Annotated in this window: 16 protein-coding genes; 9 read left to right on the top strand and 7 right to left on the bottom strand. The window is 68.7% G+C overall.

Annotated features, from left to right (window positions below):
- Nucleotides 1-85 precede the first annotated feature (85 nt).
- Nucleotides 86-979 carry a DMT family transporter gene (locus tag OXR08_RS11480; RefSeq protein ID WP_112382934.1) on the top strand — a complete coding sequence of 298 codons (894 nt, stop codon included), beginning with the start codon at nt 86-88 and terminating at the stop codon, nt 977-979.
- Nucleotide 980: 1 nt separating this feature from the next.
- On the opposite strand, the gene OXR08_RS11475 is transcribed toward OXR08_RS11480, so the two are convergent.
- Nucleotides 981-3,968, bottom strand: coding sequence for a TonB-dependent receptor (locus OXR08_RS11475; protein WP_267349954.1), 2,988 nt, complete (start codon nt 3,966-3,968; stop codon nt 981-983).
- Nucleotides 3,969-4,198: 230 nt separating this feature from the next.
- Between OXR08_RS11475 and OXR08_RS11470 the strand changes: the two genes are divergently transcribed.
- Both OXR08_RS11470 and OXR08_RS11465 read left to right on the top strand, forming a co-directional pair.
- On the top strand, nt 4,199-4,606 hold the full coding sequence (locus OXR08_RS11470; protein ID WP_267349953.1) for a cupin domain-containing protein: 408 nt from the start codon (nt 4,199-4,201) through the stop codon (nt 4,604-4,606).
- Between the two features lie 31 nt (nt 4,607-4,637).
- Nucleotides 4,638-4,841 (top strand): hypothetical protein, encoded by a 204-nt coding sequence (locus OXR08_RS11465; RefSeq protein ID WP_267349951.1) that lies wholly within the window; start codon nt 4,638-4,640, stop codon nt 4,839-4,841.
- 24 nt (nt 4,842-4,865) lie between these two features.
- Here the strand turns inward: OXR08_RS11465 and OXR08_RS11460 are convergent, their stop codons facing one another.
- The 6 genes from OXR08_RS11460 to OXR08_RS11435 all read right to left on the bottom strand — a co-directional run bounded on the left by OXR08_RS11460 (nt 4,866) and on the right by OXR08_RS11435 (nt 11,597).
- A complete protein-coding gene (locus OXR08_RS11460) occupies nt 4,866-6,407 on the bottom strand; it encodes a carboxylesterase family protein (RefSeq protein WP_267349949.1) in 1,542 nt (513 codons plus the stop codon).
- Entirely contained in the window at nt 6,394-7,404 is a 1,011-nt protein-coding gene (locus OXR08_RS11455) for a sugar kinase (RefSeq protein WP_267349947.1), read from the bottom strand. Before OXR08_RS11455 ends, OXR08_RS11460 begins: the two co-directional genes overlap by 14 nt.
- Nucleotides 7,405-7,416: 12 nt before the next feature.
- Nucleotides 7,417-8,172, bottom strand: coding sequence for a 2-dehydro-3-deoxy-D-gluconate 5-dehydrogenase KduD (gene kduD / locus OXR08_RS11450; RefSeq protein ID WP_267349945.1), 756 nt, complete (start codon nt 8,170-8,172; stop codon nt 7,417-7,419).
- Nucleotides 8,173-8,177: 5 nt separating this feature from the next.
- Nucleotides 8,178-9,017: a 5-dehydro-4-deoxy-D-glucuronate isomerase gene (gene kduI / locus OXR08_RS11445; RefSeq protein ID WP_267349943.1), complete on the bottom strand. Its 840-nt coding sequence runs from the start codon at nt 9,015-9,017 to the stop codon at nt 8,178-8,180.
- A 65-nt stretch (nt 9,018-9,082) separates the two neighbouring features.
- Entirely contained in the window at nt 9,083-10,501 is a 1,419-nt protein-coding gene (gene uxaC, locus OXR08_RS11440; RefSeq protein ID WP_112382931.1) for a glucuronate isomerase, read from the bottom strand.
- 70 nt (nt 10,502-10,571) lie between these two features.
- On the bottom strand, nt 10,572-11,597 hold the full coding sequence (locus tag OXR08_RS11435) for a LacI family DNA-binding transcriptional regulator (protein WP_267349941.1): 1,026 nt from the start codon (nt 11,595-11,597) through the stop codon (nt 10,572-10,574).
- On the opposite strand from OXR08_RS11435, the gene OXR08_RS11430 reads away from it, so the two are divergent.
- The 6 genes from OXR08_RS11430 to OXR08_RS11405 are packed head-to-tail and all read left to right on the top strand — an operon-like array spanning nt 11,596 to nt 20,210.
- Nucleotides 11,596-11,781 carry a hypothetical protein gene (locus OXR08_RS11430; RefSeq protein ID WP_267349939.1) on the top strand — a complete coding sequence of 62 codons (186 nt, stop codon included), beginning with the start codon at nt 11,596-11,598 and terminating at the stop codon, nt 11,779-11,781. The two genes, OXR08_RS11435 and OXR08_RS11430, sit on opposite strands and share 2 nt — an antisense overlap.
- Before the next feature lie 18 nt (nt 11,782-11,799).
- Entirely contained in the window at nt 11,800-12,603 is an 804-nt protein-coding gene (locus tag OXR08_RS11425) for a 2-keto-4-pentenoate hydratase (protein ID WP_240313507.1), read from the top strand.
- A gap of 40 nt (nt 12,604-12,643) precedes the next feature.
- Nucleotides 12,644-13,927: an MFS transporter gene (locus OXR08_RS11420; protein ID WP_112382845.1), complete on the top strand. Its 1,284-nt coding sequence runs from the start codon at nt 12,644-12,646 to the stop codon at nt 13,925-13,927.
- Nucleotides 13,928-13,947: 20 nt separating this feature from the next.
- On the top strand, nt 13,948-17,712 hold the full coding sequence (locus tag OXR08_RS11415) for a LamG-like jellyroll fold domain-containing protein (RefSeq protein WP_267349937.1): 3,765 nt from the start codon (nt 13,948-13,950) through the stop codon (nt 17,710-17,712).
- On the top strand, nt 17,709-18,884 hold the full coding sequence (locus OXR08_RS11410) for a DUF885 family protein (protein ID WP_267349935.1): 1,176 nt from the start codon (nt 17,709-17,711) through the stop codon (nt 18,882-18,884). Before OXR08_RS11415 ends, OXR08_RS11410 begins: the two co-directional genes overlap by 4 nt.
- A gap of 33 nt (nt 18,885-18,917) precedes the next feature.
- Complete coding sequence (locus OXR08_RS11405) at nt 18,918-20,210, top strand: methyl-accepting chemotaxis protein (protein ID WP_267349933.1); 1,293 nt, start codon at nt 18,918-18,920, stop codon at nt 20,208-20,210.
- Nucleotides 20,211-20,225: the final 15 nt, after the last annotated feature.

Genomic DNA, 20,225 nt, shown 5'->3' with positions numbered 1-20,225 from the left:
CGGCTATAATACGGATGATTGCGCGCGCCGGCGCGTTCGTCAATTTGTCTTGCGTAAAAAAGGCATGGCGTTGCAGGGGCGGCTCATGCGCGCTGCCTTTATCGCCCTCACCCTCGCCGGCCTGTTCTGGGGCCTCGGTTTTCCCCTCGGCAAGCTGGCCCTGCGCGAGGTGGCGCCCGCGCACATGGTGCTGCTGCGCTTTGCGGTCGCCAGCATCGCCTCGCTGCCCTTTGCGCTGGGCAGTGCGGAGGCGCGTGCGCTGTTCCGCTCGCCGGCGGTGGTCGCGGCGGGCGTGCTCTACGGCCTTGCCTTCATCGTCCAGTTCGAGGGGCTGGCCGGCGTCACGGTCACGCTGGCCGCGCTGCTGGTCGGCGCGATGCCCGCGCTGGTCGCGGTCGCCGCCTGGGCGATGGGCGAGCGGGTCAGCCGCGCGTCATGGATGGGCGTCGCCGGCGCGACACTGGGCGCCGCGCTGATCGCGGGAAAGCCCGGCGGGGCCGGCACGCCGGTCGGCATCGCGCTGTCGCTCGCCTCGCTGGTCGTGTTCCTCGGCTGGCTGATCCTGGCGAAGCGCGCACCCGCCACCCGCTCGCCGCTGGCGGTGCCGGCGGTGACGCTCGTCGTGGCGCTGCTCGCCATCCTGCCCGTCGCACTGGTGCTGCACGGTCCCCCGTCGCTCGCCATCGGGCCGGTCGCGTGGTCGGGGATCATCGGCCAGGGGCTGCTTTCCACCTTCTTTGCGACCGCCGCGTGGCAATATGGCGCGGCGCGCGTCGACAGCGCGAGTGCGGGCGTTTTCATCAACATCGAACCGCTGTTTGGCGCGCTGGTCGGCATCACCCTGTTCGGCGACCCCGCAGGGGTGGCGCTGATCGCGGGCGGCGTGCTGATCGTCATCGGCAGCATCGTCGTGGTGCTGGGGGAGCGGCCCGCGATCGACGCGCCCGCCACCCCGCCCCACGGGCTGTTCGTCGACTGACCTACATCTTGAAGCGCGCACCGAACAGGAAGGTGCGGCCGAAGTGATTATTCTCGTAATTCCGATTGGCATCGAGATCGGTGTAGCGGTCCCGATACTCGTCGGTCAGGTTCGTGCCCTCCAGCGATATCTCCAGATTGGGCGTCAGCTTGTAGCGCAGCGAGGCATCGACGTTGATCGTCGAGTTATACCCCTCGAAGATGTTGCCGGTGCCCGAGCTGCCATCGATATATGGCCCCCGGTAGCTGATCGAACCGCGTGCCGAGAAACGGGCATCCTCGTAATAGAGCGTGCCGTTATACTGCCGCTTGGACAGGCCATAGAGCGTCTCGGTGCGCACCACGTTCACCAGCGCGCCGCCCGGCACCACGGCAGGGCCGCTTTGCGTATAGGTCGCATCGGAATCGATAAAGGTCGCGTTGGCGATCGCACCGAAATTCTTCAGGAAGCCGGGCAGGAAGCGGAACGTCGCCTGCAGCGCGATCTCGACGCCCTTCAGGCTGGCGCCCGTGCCGTTGGTGATCGAGTTGATCGTCCAGATCTGCCCCTCCGGCGCCGAGGCAGCGGGCGAGGATGGTGGAATGATCGACAGCGGCAGGCCGGTGGAGGCATAGGTGCCCGCCGTCGTCACCGACACGGGGAAGCTTTCCACATTCTTCTTGAACGCCGCGACCGAGAAGATCGACTGCGGCGCGAAATACCATTCCGCCGCCAGATCGAACGCGGTGGCACGGAACGGCAGCAGGTTGGGATTGCCGAAGCTGATCCGGTAGTTGAAGCCGTCGACCGACCCGCCCGGCGTCAGGTTGCCCAGTGCCGGACGCGTAATGACCTTGGCGACCGCGGCACGCAGAATGATCTCGCTGGTCGGGAAGAAGGCGAGGTTGGCGGCCGGCAGCCAGTCGTCATAACTGCGCTCCACCGTCACCGCGACGCCGTTGTTCAACCCCGTGGAGCGCTGCGCGGTATGGGCGTAGCGCATGCCGGCATTGGCCGCATAGTCCAGTCCGAAGACATCGCCCTTCACGTCGAACTGGGCATAGCCGCCGGTCACTTCCTCCACGACGTTGCGGATGTTGCCGGGGTCGACCACCAGCGGACGATTATACAGCCCGGTCGCGGCGGCGGATGCGGCGATGTTGGGGATCAGGAACTCGGTCGTCGTACCCCGCGGCTGCCCCGCCCTGCCCAGCTTGAAGATCTCGCCCAGATTGCCCGCCGGCAGGCCGTACACCGCGTTTGCGCCAAAGACGGAGGAGGGCGTGCACGTCACCGCGCCCAGCACCGCATCGGGACGCGCGGTGGTGCTGGTCGGGCACAGCACCGCGTCGCGGGTGAACCCTTCGGTATCGAACTCGAACCGGCGATACATCGCGCCCGTCTTCACCTGGAACCCGTCGGTCACGTCCCATTCGGTCCGAAGCTGCCCGGTGCGGAACTTGTTGACCGTGGTCGAAGGCCGGTCGCGGATCTCGGCCAGCTGGAAGTTCGCCGGATCGGTCACGCTGGTGCCGAAGGTCAGCCGCGGGCTGCGCGAGTTGGTATAGTCATAGCTGTACCCTTGCGCGTCGCGATCGTCGAACACGAAGGTCGTCTCGACCGGGATCGTCGCATCCGACTGCGATATGCCGCCCATCAGGGTGAAACGGAAACGGTCGCTGACATCCTGGTCCCAGCTTCCGCCGACCTGATAGAATTCCGTCTTGGACCGGCGATAATAATGCTCGGTCCGCACCCAGGCATCGTTCAGCGTCGCGGAGATCAGATTGTTGTTGCCGTCATAGACGGGGTTCAACAGGTCGATCGACCGCTCGTTGGAGCGGAGCAGCACCTCGCCCCATTTCTCCTCGCGATCCTCGGTGAAGCGCGAATAGAGCGCGTCGATCGACACCTTGGTGGCGTCCGACGGCGACCATTGCACGCTGCCCGTCAGGCCCAGCCGCTCGCGTCCGTGAAACACCTCGCCATAGCGCGGGATGCGCGGGTGGAAGGCCAGTGCCGCCTGGTCGCACGCCGCGCTCGGGCGGTAAACGCCACCCGCATTCGACGCCCGCGTGGCGCTGGTGGCGCTCGTGAAATAGCAGGGCGTGCCGTTCACCGAGTCGAAGCGGGCCTGTGCCCAGCGCACGGTGTTGTTGCCCAGTTCCAGATTGTCGGTCTTGGTATAGGCGCCCGATACCGACGCGCCGAAATTGCCGTCCGCCGACTTCCAGGACAACAGCCCGGCGACGCGCGGCCGCAGGTTTTCCGAGAGGTCGTTATACGTCCCCTGCGCCGCCGCGACGAAGGTCACTCCGGTCTTGCCGCCCAGCGGATTGCCGGTGTTCAGATCGACCACCGCGCCCAGCGATCCTTCGTCCAGCGACGCCTCGGCGGTCTTGTGGACGACGATCGAGTTGAACAGCTCGGATGCGAAGACGTTGAAGTCGAACGCGCGGTCGCGGTTCGCGCTGGCACCGTCGGTGGAGGTCGCCACCGTTTCCAGCCCGTTGACGCGCACGCGGGTGAATTGCGCGCCCAGACCGCGCACGGTGATCGCCCGCCCCTCGCCGGCGTCGCGCTGGATCGAAATGCCCGGAATGCGCTGCAGCGACTCGGCCAGGTTCTGGTCGGGGAATTTGGCGATGTCCTCCGCCACGATCGCATCGACCGCGGATACCGAATCGCGCTTCACGTTCAGCGCGGCATCCAGCGACCGGCGAAAGCCGGTGACGATGATGTCCGCATCGCCGCCTGCGGCCGGGTCGGCGCTTTGCGGCGTCACGATCGCGCTGGAATCGGCCGGTTCCTCGGTGGTGTCGGGCGGGACCACGCCCGTTTGCGCCGGGGCGGGATCGGTCTGCGCCGGCGTTCCCGGGGTCTGCGTCGACGGGATATTGGCGGCCTGCGCACCGACGCTCGTCGGCATGGCGAGCGCCGCGGTCAGCGCCGCCAGCGATACGCCAAGGCCGATCCGATTGCGGCGCATGAGGTTGAAACCCTTGGTCATGCTCATCCCCTCCCAAAGCGGACGATGCCGCTGACACCGGTTGCCACCGGTTTCCCATGATCTGGTCGGAGACGATGCGTTGCCAGCCCTTGGGCGGTCCCGCCTTCCTCTCCCGAACGCCCAGTGCTCTGGTGCGCCCGCCTGCCCCTTGCATGGAACAGGTAACCGGTGTCAGGATCATGAAAGCACGATAAACGCCTGTCAATACTCTCGTTGGAAAGGTGCCCCGGATGCCCGTCGCCACGCTGTTGCTGATGCTCCTGCCCGCCGCGCAGACCCCTGCGCCCCGCCCCCTGATCGTCATCGACGAACGCACCGTCCGGCGCGAGGAAAGCCCGCCGCACGGCGCGATCGGCACCAGCACCGCGTTTCGGATCAGCGACGGCGTGCCCGACCGCACCATGGAGTTCCGCAAGCGCATCCTGCATCGCGGCGCCGCGATCGGCGCGCATGTGATCGCGCATGACGAGGTCTATTATGTGCTGTCCGGCCGCGGCGAGGTGACATCGGGCAGCGCGCGCCGCACCGTCGGCCCCGGCATGGCCGCCTATCTCTACACCGGCGAGCGGGTCGGCATCCGCCAGACCGGTCGCGAGCCGCTGGCCTTGATCATCGCCTATCCGGTGGTACGCCCATGAACGGCGTCCTTTGAACCGACTGGGGGTGATATTGAAACGGACGATCTACACGCTGGCGTTCGTCGTGCTGGGCGTCATCCTCGGCAAGTTCTGCCAATATGGCGCCGTCGCGCTTCTTCAGCCGCGAATGGGCTTCACCACCGCTTCGGCTGTCGGCCTTGCGCCTTTCGTCTTGGTGCTCATCGTCCTGAAGTCACGCTATCCCCGGTATTTTGCGTTTCGCTCAGAACGCTGAAACCGCGCTGGTCGGGATGCCATTTCACGTTCCCGGCTGCACATAGGGCACCCGCGCGAACAGCTCGCGCTCCCAGCGTCGCGGGTCGTTCTCCACCCGCGACGCGGCATCGAAGATCATCGTCGCACGCGTCTCCAGCGTATAGCGCGGCCATGCGGCCTCGCCGCTCGCGGCAAAGCGGCAGAACGCATCCTGCATCGCCCTGGATGCGGCCCGCGCATCCTCCCCTGTTCCCGTCTGCGACCCCGGCGCATCCAGCGTCCCGAACACCAGCGGGATATCCATGGTGTGAAAGGCACCACGCGCCGGATCGGTGCGCGAGGCGAAATCGACCTGATACACCCAGCCGGGCACCCCGGCCCGCGCCCGCGCCTCGGCTTCCTCTACCTGTCCGCGCCAGCTTCGTCCCGCTGTCGTCGCAGCATAGAACACGTCCAGCGGGCCATAGGCCGGGTAGCGCGCGCGAAACTGGGCGACGACCCATTCGGGCAGGATGTCCACCTTCAATTCCGGCGCCATCCGCTCGGCCAGATTGTCCCAGTTCAGCCCTCTCACCCTTGGCGAGTCGGGGCCGATAAAGGCGCGCGTCTCGTCATGCGTGTTGCCCAGCATCATCGGCACGCGCGCGCCCAGCGGGTTCGCGTCGGGCCAGAATGGATGGCGGGTCAGCCATGTCATGTCGAGCACCGGCCCCATATACAGGCCGCCGCCCAGCACCGGGTCGGTCGCCGCCAGCCCCTCGACGATCCGCGCGGCCGGCATGGTCAGCAGCGGGGACAGGTCGCGCTCGCCCACCCCCAGCCGGGCGAGCAGCGCGCGCGCCCGCGCCGTCGCGTTCATCGGGCCGGACGCCGTCACCTGCTGCCCGCTCATCGTCGCGGCGCGGTGGAACAGGCCCTGCGCCGCTTCCATCCCCATCATCGTGGCGATCTTGGCGCCGCCGCCCGACTGGCCGAACACCATCACCCGCCCCGGATCGCCGCCGAACGCGGCGATGTTCGCGCGCACCCAGCGCAGCGCCAGGATCAGGTCCAGTTGCCCGGCATTGCCGCTGTCGGGAAAGCGCGGGTCGAGCCGCGCGAGATAGGCATAGCCGAACGCGTTCAGCCGGTGGTTCACCGTCACCACCACCGCATCGCCGCGCCCCGCGATGTGACGGCCGTCGTTCATCGGATCGGTGACGCTGCCGTTCGAATAGGCGCCGCCATGAATGTAGAGCATCACGGGCTTGCGCGCGCGGGCATCCGCCTCCGCCGTCCAGATGTTGAGGAACAGGCAGTCCTCGTCCTGCGGGCCGTAAGGCCCCGTCTGGGGACAGACCGGGCCAAAGGCGTCGGCCGCCACCCGCCGGCCCGGCAATGCTACCGCGACGGGCGCGCGGAACCGCTCCGCCCGGCCGTAGCGGATGCCGCGAAACACCCGCAACCCGCCCTCGTGCGTGCCGATGAAATCGCCCGCGGCGCACCGCACCGCACGCACCTGGCGCGCCGCCGCGGTCCCGCCGAGCAGCAGCGCCGCGCCGCCACCCAGGGCCGCGCGGCGCGTCCAGCCGTCAGCGGCGGACATCCAGCCCGCCGGCAAGATAGGCGTCGAGATCGGGCTGGCGGAACAGACCCGCATCGCCCGGCAACGAATGCTTCAACACGGCCAGCGCCAGCCCGGTCGCCGCCGCCTGCCCGATATCGCCACCGCGGCGCAGGCCGTGCAGCACGCCCGCGGCAAAGGCGTCGCCGCCGCCGATCCGGTCGACGATGCCGGCCACCTCCACCTCCGCGGTCTGCGCATGGCTATCCCGTGCATCGACACGCGCCGACAGCCGGTGCAGGTCGACATGCTCGACATGACGCGCGGTAGACGCGATCGTCTGCAGATTGGGGAACGCCGCGAACGCGGCCTCGGCCGCGGCGCGGCGCCGATCCTCGCCCTCACCGCCGAAATCGTCCCGCCCGAGCAGCAGCGCGATATCGCGGTGGTTGCCGAACATCAGGTCCGCCTGCTCCACGATCCGGCGCAGGATCGCGCGCGGGTCGCTGTCCCACCGCTCCCACAGCTTGCCGCGCCAGTTGCCGTCGAACGACACCGCGATGCCACGTTCGCGCGCTGCCGCGGCCGCCGCGATCGCGCTTTCCGCCGGTACGGGGCCCAGCGCCGGCGTGATACCCGACAGGTGCAGCCGGTCGACGCCCGCCAGCATCCTGTCCCAGTCCCAGGCGGAGACGGGCGCCTCGGCAAAGGCGGAATGGGCGCGGTCGTAGATCACCTCCGTCGCGCGCAGGCCGGCGCCCGCGGTGACGAAGTACAACCCCATCCGTTCGCCGCCCGTCTGCACCTGCGACACATCGACGCCGTGGCCGCGCAGCGTGGTGATCGCCGCCCGCCCCAAATCATTGTCCGGCACGCGCGTCGCCAACCCGACATCATGCCCCAGCCGCGCCAGCTGCGTCGCGACATTGGCCTCCGCCCCCGCCACCCACACGTCCAGCCGCGGCGACTGCATCAACAGCTCGCGCCCGGGCGGCGACAGGCGCAGCATCACCTCGCCGAAAGCCAGGAACCGACCCATGTCCTTTACCCCTTATCTGGCCAGCCAGCCGCCATCGACCGCCAGGATATGGCCCTGCACATAATCGGACGCGCGGCTTGCCAGAAACACCGCCGCGCCGCCCAGATCGGCCGGGTCACCCCAGCGCGCCGCCGGGATACGGTCGAGGATCGCATTGTTGCGCGCCGCATCCGCCTGAAGTGCTGCGGTATTGTTGGTGGCAATATAGCCGGGCGCGATGGCGTTCACCTGTACGCCGTGTTTGGCCCATTCATTCGCCAGCAGCTTGGTCAGCCCACCGATGCCAGCCTTGGACGCGGTGTAGCTCGGCACGCGGATACCACCTTGGAAGGTCAGCATCGATGCGATGTTGATGATCTTGCCGCCCCCTTGCGCGATCATGTGCCGCCCGGCCGCTTGGGCCAGGAAGAACACCGACTTCAGGTTGGTGTCGACCACCGCATCCCAGTCTTCCTCGGTGAAGTCGACCGCGTCTGCCCGGCGGATGATGCCGGCATTGTTGACCAGGATATCCAGCCCGCCCAGCTTCTCCAGCGTCTCGTCCACCACCCGCTGCACGGGCTGGATGGTGGACAGGTCGGCGGACACGATCTCCGCGCGCCGGCCCAGCGCGCGTGCCTGTGCCACCGTATCCTCCGCCGGGGTGCGCCCGACACAGGCGATGTCGGCACCGGCCTCGGCCAGCGCCAGCGCGATCGCCTGGCCGATCCCGGTATTGGCACCGGTGACGACCGCGACCTTGCCCGACAGGTCGAAAGGATTGCCCATCGCGCTTACGCCAGCTGACAGATGTCGAGGACGTTCATGTCGGTATAATCCTGGTTCTCGCCCGCCATCGCCCAGATAAAGGCATAGGCCTTGGTGCCGGCACCCATGTGGATCGACCAGGGCGGGCTGATCACCGCTTCCTCGTTCGCCATGACGATGTGGCGCATCGCCTCGCCCTCGCCCATGAAATGCATCACCCGGTCGTTCGGGCCGTCCAGTTCGAAGTAGAAATAGATCTCGCTGCGGCGCTCATGGACGTGCGGGGGCATGGTGTTCCACACGCTGCCCGGCTTCAGCACGGTCAGGCCCATCACCAGCTGCGCGCTGTCGCACACGCCGGGGATGACGAGCTGGAAGATGGTCCGCTCGTTCGATTCCTCCAGGCTGCCACGATCCAGCGCGTTGGCGTCGGCGATGCCCAGCTTGCGCGTCTGGAACGCCTTGTGCGCCGGGCAGGACGCCAGATAGAAACGGGCACCGTCGCCGGCGAACTGCACGTCGGTCGCACCCATCGTCACGTACAGGCAATCCTTGCCCGCCAGCGTGAAGACCTCGCCGTCCACCGTCACCGTGCCTTCGACCGCGCCGACATTGACGATCGCGAGCTCGCGCCGCTCCAGGAAGGGGTGACCCGCCGCCGATGCCGGCTCGGTCTGGTCGGGCAGCTTCACCGATCCGGTCTCGACCGCCACGCCGCCGATCACGAACCGGTCGGCATGGGTGTAGTTCAGCACGCATTCGCCGGCCCGGAACAGCCCCTGGATCAGGTAGCGGTCGCGCAGTTCGTCATTGGATACGCAATCCATCATGTCGGGGTGCGTGGCGTAATAGGTGCGGTCGAACATCAAACAGGCTCCGTCATCAGATTGCGGGGAATGTTGCACATGGTGAGAACGCTTCCCACATATTTTTACGCGATACGATAGGCGCGGCGTACCAATCCGCTGGTCAATTCGACCGCCAGGTCGGCCGCCTCCCAATCCTCCAGCCGGTGTTCGGCGACGAGTCGCGCCAGAAACGCGCAGTCCACGCGCCGCGCGACGTCATGCCGCGCCGGAATGGACAGGAACGCGCGGGTATCGTCGTTGAACCCGACCGTGTTGTAGAATCCGGCCGTCTCCGTCGTCATCTCGCGGAACCGGCGCATTCCCTCCGGACTGTCGTGGAACCACCAGGCCGGACCCAGCTTCAGGCAGGGATAATGGCCCGCCAGCGGCGCCAGCTCGCGTGCATAGCTGCTCTCGTCCAGCGTGAAGAGGATGATCGTCAGGTCGCGCTCGGTACCCACCACGTCCAGCATCGGCTTCAGCGCGGACACGTAATCGGTGCGCATCGGGATGTCGGCGCCCTTGTCGCGGCCGTGGCTGGCGAACAGGCCGGCATTGTGGTTGCGGAAGGAGCCGGGATGGATCTGCATCACCATGCCGTCCTCCACGCTCATCCTGGCCATCTCGGTCAGCATCTGCGCGCGGAACAGCTCGGCATCCGCCGCCGACCAGGTGCCGCCGACGATCCGGGCGAACAGCGACTCGCATTCGGCGGTCGACAGATTGGCCGTCTGGGCGGTGGGATGGCCGTGATCGGTCGCGGTCGCGCCCATGGCGCGAAACGCCGCGCGCCGCTTGGCATGCGCCGCCAGATAGCCGCGCCAGTCATGGACATCCTCACCGGTCAGCTCGGCAAAGCGCTCCATCGCTCCGGCGAACTGCTCATGCTCGACATCGATCACCCCGTCCGGGCGATAGGTGGTGACGATGCGCCCCTGCCAGCCCGAGGCGCGGATCGCCGCATGATGCGCCAGATCGTCCTGCGCACCCTCCGTCGTCGCCAGAAAGTCGATGCGGAACCGTTCGAACAGGGCGCGCGGGCGGAACGCCTCGGTGGCAAGCGCCTCGCCGATCAGGTCATAGTATAAATCCGCCGTTGCCGCCTCCAGTGCCACGTCGATCCCGAACACCTCGGCAAAGACGTGGTCCAGCCACAGGCGCGACGGCGTGCCGCGGAACAGAGGGTAATGCTCGGCGAACAGCCGCCATGCCGCGCGCGGATCGGTATCCGGCACCACGCCGCCGCGCCGCGCTATCCCCAGCCGGTCGAGGTCCAGCCCCTGGCTGTAGAGCATGCGGAACAGATAATGGTCGGGCGCAAGCAACAGGCTCGTCGCATCGGTCCACGGCGCATCGCTGGAGAACCAGGAGGGATCGACATGCCCGTGCGGGCTGACGATCGGCAGATCGGCGACCTGTGCATATAGTGTCCGCGCGATCGCGCGGGTCGTCGGGTCTGCCGGAAACAGCCGGTCGGGGTGCAGGGTCAACGGCCGGGTCATCATCTTCCTCTCCGCCGCTTCCCCGCGGCTGTGTGACAATTGGTAACCGGTGTCAGACACCATGGCAAGGTCAGGCCGGCGCGGTCGACACCGATCCGCGCCGGATCAGGGTAGACAGGAAGAGCGACGGCTCCTCCACCGGCTCCCCCTCTTCATATCCCGCGATCAGCTTCAGCGCGGCCGATCGCGCCATGGATGCGATCGGCCAGCGCACCGTGGTCAGGGGCGGCCAGACATGCGCCGCGATCGGCGTATCGTCGAACCCGATGATCGACAGGTCGCGCGGTATCTCCAGCCCGCGCTGCCGCGCCGCATGGATCACGCCCGCTGCCATCTCGTCGTTGGACGAGAAGATCGCGGTCGGTCGCGGCACCAGATCGAGCAGCCGGTCCGCCGCCACCAGCCCGGATTCGAACGTGTAGTTGCCGTCCGCGATCAGCGAGCGGGGCAGCGCGATCCCCGCCGCCGCCAAGGCCTCCTCGAAGCCTCGGCGACGCTCCACCCCTGAGCGGAAGCCATGGGGGCCGCAGATCAGGCCGATCCGCCGGTGCCCCTGCGCGATCAGATAGTCGGTCGCGGCGCGCACCGCCTCGCGGTCGTTGGACGCCACCATCTGCTCCGGCGCATCCAGAGGCGCCGATCCCATCCGCACATAGCGACAGCCGATATCCCGGCACAGCTCGGCCACCGTGTCGTTCTCGCTGACCGGCGGCAGCAGCAGCACGCCGAACAGGCGTTGCCGCTCCAGAAAGTGGCGCAGATCGTCCAGCATCCTCGGCGATCCACGGTCCAGCGGCCGCACCACCATCTCGAACTCGGTGCCGTACAGGCCTTCCAGCATGCCCTGCTGGACGTTCATCACCGTCTGCGCATTGGGGTTGTCGTGGACCAGCCCGATCAGGAAGTTGCGGCGCAAGGCCAACGCGCGTGCCTGAGGATTGGGGATATAGCCCAGTTGCTCGATCACCGCCTCCACCCGCCGGCGGGTGTCGTCACCCAGCAAGGGCGAGCGGTTGATGACCCGGCTGACCGTCTTCTTGGACACGCCGGCCTCGCGCGCCACGTCGTTGATCGTCGGCTGACCGGTCTTCTGCATGGCGGTGCTCTACCTCCCCCTCGGCCCCGCGGCCAGTGCCGGTCTTCCGGCCCGGCGACCCGCAGCGGCACAGGCAAGCCCGATCCTGACACCGGTTTTCTGTAAAGGCCAGCCCCGCGCCATGATCCGCGCCACCCTGTTGACACCGGTTTCCTACCGCGTCACGATGGCGGTCGAACAGTAACAAGGGAGGGGACGGCCCGTGCAGCCGGATATCGACACCAGCGCGATCAGCAACCGTGCGCGCATCGCCGACAGCTTCGTCGCCGCCCGCCACGCCGGGCACGCACTGCCCGACTATCCCGGCGAGCGCCCGACCGTGCTGGGCGATGCCTATGCGGTGCAGGACGCCGCGCTCGAACGGCATGGCGGCACGGTGGCCGGCTGGAAGGTGGGTCGCATCAACCCGCCGATCGGCACGGCCGACCGCCTCGCCGGCCCGATCTTCGCGGATCAGGTGATTGCAAGCGAACCACCCCCCGCCATGCCCGTCTATGCCGGCGGCTTTGCCGCGGCGGAGGCCGAGTTCCTGATGCGGATCGGCACCGCGCCCGATCCGGCGCAGCGCCATTTCACCCGTGACGACGCGCGTGCGCTGGTCGATGCGGTCCATGTCGGCATCGAGATCGCCAGCTCGCCCTACCCGCACATCAACGCCGATGGCGCGCTGGTCACCATTTCCGATTTCGGCAACAACAACGGCCTCGTCATCGGCGCCGAGGTGCCGGACTGGCGCGACACGGACCTGTTGTGCTGGCCGGTCGAGCTGTGGATCAACGATGCGCGCATCGGCGCGGCCATCGCCGCCGACATGCTGGACGGCCCGTTCGGTGCCGTCGCCTTTCTGGCCGGGCATCTCGCCGCCCGCGGCAAACCGCTAGTTGTAGGACAATGGGTCTCGACAGGTGCGGTAACCGGTGTGCATCCTGTTGCAGTCGGCGACCGGGTGGAGGCACGCTTCGACGGCAGCTACCGTCTGGCATGCACCATCAAGGCGCAAGGCTGACGCGGACCAATCGCGGGACGGACAAGGGGAGAGGAAGGGCATGGCCATGGACGTGACGCCGGAGGTCGCCGCCGCGGCCGGCCGGGTGGGCCGATATCGCTGGGGCATCTGCGCATTGCTGTTCGCGGCCACCGCGATCAACTATGTCGACCGCCAGATGATCGGTGTGCTGAAGCCGACCATCTCCGCCGAACTCGGCTGGTCGGAGACGACCTATGCCGATGTCATCTTCTGGTTCCAGGCCGCCTATGCGATCGGGTATCTCAGCTTCGGGCGGATCGTCGATCTCGTCGGCGCGCGCATCGGCTACACCATCGCCTTCATCATCTGGACGCTCGGCCACACCCTGTGCGGCTTTGTCGGCAACGCCTTCCAGTTCTCGGTCGCACGCTTCATCCTGGGGGTCGGCGAAAGCGGCAACTTCCCGGCCGGGATCAAGGCGGTGTCGGAATGGTTTCCGGCGCGCGAGCGGGCCTTTGCCACCGGCGTGTTCAACGCGGGCGCCAATGTCGGCGCGATCATCACGCCGCTGGTCGTGCCGATCATCACCGTGGCCTATGGCTGGCGGATGGCGTTCATCGTCACCGGCGTGGTCAGCCTGCTCTGGCTGGTCGCATGGCTGGCCCTGTATCGCCGCCCGCGCGAGCATCCCCGGCTGGGCGCGGCGGAACTCGCCCTGATCGAATCCGACCCCGCCGACCCGGTCACCCCGATCTCCTGGGGCCGCCTGCTCCGCTATCGCGAGACCTGGGCCTTTGCGCTCGGCAAGTTCCTGATCGATCCCATCTGGTGGCTGTTCCTGTTCTGGACGCCGGACTTCCTCGCCAAGACCTATGATCTCGACCTGCTCAGCTTCGGCCCGCCGCTGGTCGCCATCTACCTGATCTCCGACCTGGGCAGCGTCGCCGGCGGCTGGTCGTCCTCGCGCCTGATGAAGCGCGGCCTGTCGGCGAACGCGGCGCGAAAGCTTACCATGCTCGCCTGCGCCTTCCTGGTCATGCCGATCGTCTTTGCCCAATATACCAGCAACCTGTGGGTCGCGGTCGGCATTGTCGGGCTGGCAACCGCCGCGCATCAGGCTTTTTCCGCCAATCTCTACACCCTGCCCTCCGACATGTTCCCGCGTGCCGCCGTCGGCTCCGTGGTCGGCATCGGCGGCACGCTGGGCGCGATCGGCGGCATGATGATGGCCAAGTTCACCGGCTATATTCTGGAGACGACGGGCAGCTATGCGCCCATCTTCGCGGTGGCGGGATCGACCTATCTGATCGCGATCATCGTCATTCACCTGCTCAGCCCCCGCCTCGCGCGCGTGCAGGCCTGATCGGGCGGGGAGGCTATCCGTTGACGCGCACCACCTGTTCCCTTCTCGCCCTGGGCGCGGCCCTGGCCTCCCCCGCCGCCGCCCAGACGCTCACCTTCCGCCTTTCCGCCGACCAGAGCCTGACGGCGGAGCAGGCGGCCGGCGATCCCGTTCCCAATTTCCGCAGCGGGGTCAGCGTCGTCGGCGACGGCGCGATCGGCGGCGCCGCGCGCTGGCAGGATGACGGCTATGTCGCCTGGCGCGCGCCCGGCAACATCACCGCGGCGCGCGGCACCTTGTCCTTCTTCTGGCGCGCGCGCGAGCCACTGGGCGAGGCGCCGTTCGTGATCTTCCGCACCGGCTATGCCGATCACAGCAGCTGGGACATGGCGTTCCTGCGCATCGACTGGAACGGCCACGGCTTCGATGCCTTCGTCACCGATGCCAATTTGTCGCGCATCCGCGTGTCCTGGACCATCCCCCGGCGCCCCGATGCCGCGGCATGGCAGCATCTCGCCTTCACCTGGGACGAGACCCGGGGCATCCGCCTGTACGTGGAGGGTCGCGAGGTCGCGCGCGCCGAAACTTCCGCCGATCTCGATGCCGGGCTGGACCAGTTCGGCTTTGCCGGCCGCGTCATCGCCCCGCATCAGGTGCAGAGCCGCTACAACTTCATGCGCGGCTCGGACTTTGACGAACTGCGCATCTACGACGCCGCGCTGGACGCCGCCGGCATCGCCGCGCTCGCCGCCAAGGGCGATCCCGCGCCGCCCCCGGCCCCCACGACGGGCGACCGAACGGCATGGCTCCACCGCTATGGCTGGGACACCGCCAGGCCGCCGCTGCTCACCGATCCCGTCACCCGCGTCCGCAAGGTCGAGTTCGCCGACGCCCGCGACCTGAAGCAATGGATGTGGAAGGGCGTCGACGGCATCGCCGAGACGACATGGCCCGGCGTCTACAACCGCTCCGCCCTGCCCGGCCGCCACGATTATTTCGAGCTGCCCGATTGGAACACCTATGTGGAGGGTGGTCGCACCTACGACCTCGCCATCCCGCCGAACGAGCGGATCAACCGTATCGAGCTGCGCGGCGCCGCCTATGGCACGCTGGCCTTTTCCGCCGACGGGCAACGCTATACCCCGCTCGCCGATCGGCCTCGCGGCGTGGTGCGCAGCGTCACCGCCATCGCCCCACGCCAGGGTGGCCGGCTGCGCTTCACCAACCGCATGGCCGAACAGCCGATCCAGGAACTCTGGGCCTATGACGTCACGCCCGGCACCGTGCCCGCCGGCAGCTTCCAGCTCAGCTACACCGTCAACGCCGCCGCCGCCCCGACGCTTGCCGCCCTTGGCGACCTGAACGCCTGGATCGCCGGCCGCTTCGCACCCGAGGAACGCACAACCGTCGTCGCGCTCCCCAGCACCGGCATCAAGGCCGCGGTCGGCGCCGGCAGCGGCGCCCCCACCGCCCGCGCCGCCGCATCCGCCGCCGCGGCCCCGATCGTCCACATCCTCATCCCCTCCAGCTTCGGCGACGCCCCCGCCGATCAGCCCCTTGCCCGCGCATGGGATTATGGCTGGCACAATCTGCACGACGGGCTGGACGGCATCGCGATCGACCTGCCCGCTCTCAAGAGCGACGCCCCCGTCCCCCTCAACATCAAGGTCCATGATCCGCTCTGGCCCGGTCGCGACCTGATCGACCTGTCCGTCTCCGTCCCGCCGGGCGAGCCCCGCACGCTTTGGCTCGACCTGCGCGACCGCATCCTGCCCGCGCAAAGCCTGGCCCTGACCCTTGCCGCCGCCGATCCCGCGTTCGGCCCGGCCAGCATCGACGGCGCCCGCATCCGCCTGGTCTTCAAGCCACGCGACCAGGCGCTGCCCGAACACGTCGCCGACCGCTTCAACCAGGTGAAGGACAATTGGGCGTTTCTGGTCGAGGAGCATACCGCCTCGCAGCGCGCCGGCCTTTATCGCCGTCTTTATGCCGACATCAGCGATCTGCTGCGTGTCGCCCCCGACCATGCCGGCGCCCGCGCCTATTGGGCGGACATCAATTACCGGCCGGAGAACCTGCCGCCCGTCACGCTGCCCCCAGTGGCCCCCGACACTCCCGCCTGGGCCTTTCGCCAGTTGCAGGATCTGTCGCTGTCGCACCGCTTCGTGGAATGGTGGATCGCCGAGCGCCAGGTGCCCTATGGCGATTTCGGCGGCGGCCTGTCCGACGATACCGACCTTGTGCAGCAATGGCCGGCGCTGGCGCTGATGGGCGTCGCGCCCGACCGGATCAATGCCTCGCTGCGCGCGCTGTCCGATGCGGTCTATCGCAACGGCATGATCGTCAACGGGCTGGGTGCGATCACCACCGACGAACTGCACGCCTATGAGGAAGGGCTGAACTCCAACGCCGCGCGCCTGTATCTCAACTGGGGCGAGCCGATCGCGGTCGAACGCCTGATGGAAAACACCCGCGGCTTGAGCGGCGTCATCCTGCCCAACGCGGCTGGCCATCACCACTTCGCCTCCAACTGGTATGGCGGCAACCGCATCTACCGCGAAGGGCCGTGGGAGTGGCAGAAGCCGTACAGCTTCACCGTCCTTCACGGGCCGATGCTGGTCGGCCTGTTCAACGGCAACGCCGCCGCCCGCGGCCTCGTTACCGGGGTGATCGACGGCTGGCTGGCGCATGGTCGCCAAGGGGCCGATGGCCTCTGGTCCTATCCCAACGAGATCAACTGGCGCACCGATGCCACCCGGACGGGTGATGGCGGCGGCGCCACCGTGCCGTTGCAGGGTGCCTGGGCGGCATGGCGCTTCACCGGCGACGCGCGCTATCTGCGCCCGGTCGAGGCACGGCTGGCCAAGGCGGGCGCGTCCGCGCTCGCCGAATTCAATGAGGCGCCCGCCCTGATCCCCGGCGGCGCCGAATTGCTGGCAAAGGCCGGCAACGGCACGGGCAGCAGCGATATCGGCCGTTATGCCCGCTGGCAGATTTCGGGCGACACCACCCCGCTTGCCACCCTCCATGCCGAGGCGGCGACCGAAAAGATGCAGCGCATGGACATGCTGACCGTGGGCCATTGGTGGAGCGACCGGGTCGACATGCCCACCGACCTTCTGCAACGCGAACGTCTCGGCGGCGTCGCGCTGAAACGGAACCAGAGCTGGCCCGGCAACACCGTTAGCTGGCGCTTTGCCGAGGACGGCGCGGCAGAGCGCGTCGCCATTCTGATGCCGGGCGCCACCCGCACCCGTTTCCGCGTAATCGCCTACAACACCACCGATCGGCCGCAGGTCGCGACGATGACCGGCTGGTCGATCGATGCCGGCCGCTGGACCGTGCAGCGCGCCACCAGTCCGGACGATGCACGCACGCTGGTCTCCGACGGCCCCGCCACCACCGTGCCGCTCGAACGCAGCCTGGGGACGCAGGTCGTCTTCGCCCCCCGCACCACCACCGTGTACGATTTCGCGCTCGCCGAACCCGGCACCCCGGTGGAGGATCGCGCCGATCTCGGCATCGGCACCGACGATGTGGTCGCAAACGGCCGCGGCATCGCGCTCACCGTGCACAGCCTGGGCGCGCGCCCCGTTCCGGGTGGCGAGGCCCGCCTGCTCGCCGCGGACGGCCGCGTGCTCGCCACCACCGCGATCCCGGCCATGGCGGCCCCCACCGACCTGCGCCCGCGCACCACAAGGCTGCGCCTGCCCCGCCGCCCCGGCGCCACGATGGTCGAGGTCGCCCTCACCGGCGACGCCCCCGAAGTGACCCGGCTCAACAACCGCGTGCCCCTGCCGAAATGACGTGCTGGAGCCGCCGCGCGGTGCTGGGCGGTGCCATCGCGCTGGCGGCGTCCCCCATCCGCGCACAGGCCAGCCGCGGGCAGGGTATCCGAGACACGCTCGATCGGGCCGCCACCCTGCCCCCGGCGTACGCACTGGCGCTGCTCGCCCCCCTCGATGCGACCACGCCGCGCGACCGTCTCGATCTCGACACCGCGCGCGCTGGTCTTGCCGCAGAGATCAGGCTGGCCGCCACCCCGTCCTATCTCTGGCAACTCCGCCGCATCATCGGCGACACGGTCACGCCGGCCACCGCCCGCGACCGCCTGACCCACGAACATACCCGCCTGCTCGCCCGCGCCGACCGGCTGTTCGGCACCCTGGGCGACAGGAGCGGCTCGGTCGGCGAGCGTTATCGCCGGCTCTGGAGGGATGAACGCTTCCTCTACCCCGACAGCGAAGCCGGCCGAAACAGGGCCATCGCGGACATGCGTGCGACCCTGGATCGCTGCCGCGCCCATCTCGCCCCCATCATCGGCCCCGTTCCGCCATGGTGCCTGGACGTCCACCCCGCCCGCATGACCGCCGCCGAGGACGCAGGTGGCAAGGGCGGCTACCGCACGCTCCCCCGCCCCGGCCTTTCCGGCGCCTATGTCGTCGACCTGCGCGCCATCCGCCGCCGCCCCGCCTGGTCGCTCCCCTCGGTCGTCGCCCACGAACTCCTGCCCGGCCACATGATCCAGCTCCCCCTGGAGGTCGCCGCCGACCCCCACCCCTTACGCCTGCGCTACGCCCCCGGCTTCGCCGAGGGCTGGGCCACCTATGCGGAGGTGCTTGCGTGGAACGCCGGGTGGCTGGGGGCGGACCCTCGCGTCGAACTCGGCCATGTGCACTGGCTGCTCTTCCGCACCGCGCGGGCATTGGCGGACCTCGCCCTTCACGACGGCCATGTCGCGCCCGACGTCATGGTCGCGCGCATGGCCGAATGGCTGGGCGAACCCGTCGCCTTTATCGGCTTCGACGCGGACCTCGCGCGTATCGCTCGCGAACCCGCGACCCGCGTCGCCGAGGCGCTGGCCTGGCTCGCGCTTGCCGATGCCGCGCCGCCCACGGGCCTGCCGACCTTTCATCACCGGATGCTGATCGACGGCCGCCGCCGTTCCGATCGCATCGCTGTCACATCACCGTCATGAAACCGGCATCTGCCGTTTACTAACGTGCGCTAGATGAGGGACATGTTCGCCGATCCGTCGCTCACGCTGCCGATGACCGCACCGACCCCCTCGATCGCCGCCGACGCCCCCGTTGCCCAGGCCATTGCCCTGTTCCGCGCCCATCCCGACCTGCGCGTTCTTCCCGTTCTGGACGAAGCCCGGCGGCCGCTCGGCGCCATCTACGAGGCCGATCTGCGCGACCTGCTGTTCAGCCCCTATGGTCATGCGCTGCTTCAGAACCCCGATTTCTGCTCGCGCCTGATCGACCTCGTTCAGCCCTGCCCCGTATGCGAGGGCGACCGGCCGCTGGTGGAAAGGCTTGCGGTGCATGCCGCCGCCGGCGCGCCCGAGGGGCTGATCCTGACCCGCGCCGGCCGCTTCGACACGTTGGTCGATGCCCGCACCCTGCTGCGCCAGTCGGCGGACCTGCAACTGGAGCAGACACGCACCCGTCTCGCGCGCGCCGATACGGTCGAGGCCGCGACGCGGGGCTTTCTGGCCGATATCGCCGCACTCGCCGACGGGCTGACCCGCGCCGCCGAACAGGGCGCCACCACGGCTCGAACGCTGTCCGATCATGTCGGCGAGGCACGGCGCAGCGCCGCGATCGTCGCCACCGCCGCCGGCCAGACGGGCACCGCGCTGGGCGAGATCGCCGCCCGCAGCCGCGGCCTGGCCGATGCCTTCGTCACCATCGCCGCCGAACTCGCGGCGTCGCAGCGCCTGCGCAGCCAGATCGACGCGCGGGTCGGCGAAGCCGGCGCCCAGTCCCGGGCGCTGGCCGACAATGCCGCCGCGATCGACCGCATGCTCGTGCTGATCCACACCGTCGCCCGCCAGACCAACCTCCTCGCCCTGAACGCCGGGATCGAGGCCGCGCGTGCTGGCCCCGCCGGACAGGGTTTCGGCGTCGTCGCGCAGGAGGTGAAGACGCTTGCGCTGCAAACCGGCGGCGCCGCGCAGGATGCGGCGGCCAGCGTCCAGTCGGTGCACGGCGCCGTCCACGACCTCGTCGCCGAACATGATCGGATCGGCGAGACGATCGCCTCCATCGCCGGCAGCGCTGCGACCATCGCCTCCGCGGTGGACGAACAGCGGCTCGCACTCACCGCCATCGCCGCCAATGTCGAACAATCGGTCGATGCCGCCGCCAGCATCGATGCGCAGGCCCGGCTGGCGGACGATGCCGCCGGCCAGGTGGGCCAGGACGCGAACGCGCTGCTCGCCCTTTCCGATACGCTGTCCGCCACCGTCGCCATGCTTCGGGAGCGCGCGCAGGCCTTCGTCACCGTCATCGCCGCCTGAACCCCCGCTTGGACG

It is taken from the genome of Sphingomonas sp. GM_Shp_2 (genome assembly GCF_026540875.1).
In the GTDB taxonomy this organism is placed as follows: Bacteria; Pseudomonadota; Alphaproteobacteria; order Sphingomonadales; family Sphingomonadaceae; genus Sphingomonas; species Sphingomonas carotinifaciens.
Note: the sequence above shows the minus strand (reverse complement) of the source record. Positions and strands in the feature narration are given on the sequence as shown.